Genomic DNA, 1,920 nt, shown 5'->3' with positions numbered 1-1,920 from the left:
GTCTGCCAGCTGTCGCGCCTGTTCTTCTAGCTGCGCTAGATTGCCGTCTTTTTTCGATATGCGGTATCGCAATTCTTCCAGCCGGCCGTTGATTGTTTGCAGTTGCATTTGCAGATCCGCGATCGTCTCAGATTTTGCTGCGAGGGCCGCCTGTTGTGTCGTGATTGTTTCTGATTTTTCTGCGATGGCTGTCTGTTGGGACGTGATTGTGTCGTCCTTGTCCTCGATTTCTGCCTGTTTGTTCGCGATTGTTTCGGCTTTGCCATCGATGTCGGCTTGTTGTGCCGTGATTGTTTCATTTTTCGTAGCAATTTCGGCGTTTTTGCCGTCGATTATTTGATGCAGCGTTGCTGGATTCTCGTTGTGTTCGTCTGGTGGGGTTGTGTTGATTGGCTGTGCTCGCAGCCGTGATGGAGCTGTGGCGTCCACCTCGACTGCGCCGATGTCGCAATGTTCGTCTCCGTACGATGTCCGGTGTGCCCCTCGCTGGTCGCCTACTGCACACACGGATCCACCCTCATCGATCAGTCCGCTGTCTGCCAGGGGTTTAAATGTCAGCGTATAACCACCGTTGTCTGTCAACGGGCCCAGTTTCGCATCCCCTCTGCTGACGCCGGGTCCATCATAATCGACGTCTCCGTCGCATGTATTATCATCCGACCAGGCATGATCGAGGCTGAACCATCCCCAGCCGCCGCAGTTGCGTCCGGTTGAGTTTGCTATTACGGTCCTGGTCAGTTTGATGTCCTGGCGATTGGTGCTGACACCCCGATGGTATATCGTGCCGCCGTTGTTAACCCGGCGGTCGCGGTTATTTCGTCGTCGGTCGGCGTCTGGTTTGTTGGAGCATGAGCTGTTACGTTCGGCCACATCACATTCTCTGAGCTCTGGATCGCGCAGCGGAGCGCTACGGTTATTTTTTAGCGTGGAGTCTGTAAATTCAGCCACGCCGCCAAGATCACCACCGCCGAACTGGTACAGCACGGACCCCTTGGCGTTTGTGCTGTAGCTCCAATCGTGGTGTCCGTGTGCGAGATTGCCACCAAATGTGCTGGAGTACGCGCGGAATGTGCCGTGATAGTTGTAAACAACACCACCCTGACTGTATGCCCTGTTGCCGGTAAATGTTGATCTGATCAGCATTGTTCCTGCCGGGTCTGTCGCGGATCGTTTGTCGGTGAAAATCGCGCCCCCTTTCTGGGCAACATTATCGGCCATCGTGCTGCTATCGATCGTGATGTTTCCGCGATTGTATATTGCGCCGCCCGTATCGGACGCCTGGTTATCGCTGATGCGGCAATATTGTGCCGTGATGTTTCCCAGGTTGTAGATGGCGCCACCCTCCGGGGCTGATCCATGAGTCAGTGTTAATCCCCACAGTCTCACAGTTGACCCAGATGTGACATTGAGGATGCGGTGTTTTTCCTGGCCGTCCAGGGTGATGTCGGGACGTCTGTCTCCATTGATGTCTCCCTCGATGCGTAGATTTTTGTTGATAGTGATCTGGCTGTCCAGGAGAATGGTTTTGCCATAGAGCCAGGGCGCAAACGTGATCCGGTCGCCAGATGCAGCGGTGGCGATTGCAGCGCGCAGCGTGTGCGGACCGTGGTCAGCCATGCGTTTGACCTGATGGACAGTGATTGCGGATGCCGGGTTGGCAAAGGCCAGCGCCCCTGCTATGACAACTCTCGATTTCATTTTATTTTCCTCATGTGATTTCATGAGCCGGGGCCGCAACCCCGGCTTTTTTTTGTGCTCATTTCCGATCGGGTCGTCTCCAGTCAAAAACGATGGATTGGTAGTCGAGTAGATCGGCCATTGCTGGCTTTCACCCTCACAGAACCGGACGTGCGGATTTCCCGCATCCGGCTCTTCCGAGCAGGTCACCCGGATTGAGCGGGAGCCAATTGTCTGGGCGCA

At 54.9% G+C, this 1,920-nt stretch carries 1 protein-coding gene; it reads right to left on the bottom strand.

Annotation, left to right across the window (positions count from 1 at the left end; genetic code table 11):
* On the bottom strand, positions 1–1,920 hold a 1,920-nt coding region (locus tag ACOCD2_RS18160; protein ID WP_293649983.1), incomplete at both ends, for a choice-of-anchor Q domain-containing protein.

Source organism: Thiolapillus sp., assembly GCF_048562965.1.
GTDB classification, from domain to species: domain Bacteria; phylum Pseudomonadota; class Gammaproteobacteria; order Chromatiales; family Chromatiaceae; genus Thiolapillus; species Thiolapillus brandeum_A.
Note: the sequence above shows the minus strand (reverse complement) of the source record. Positions and strands in the feature narration are given on the sequence as shown.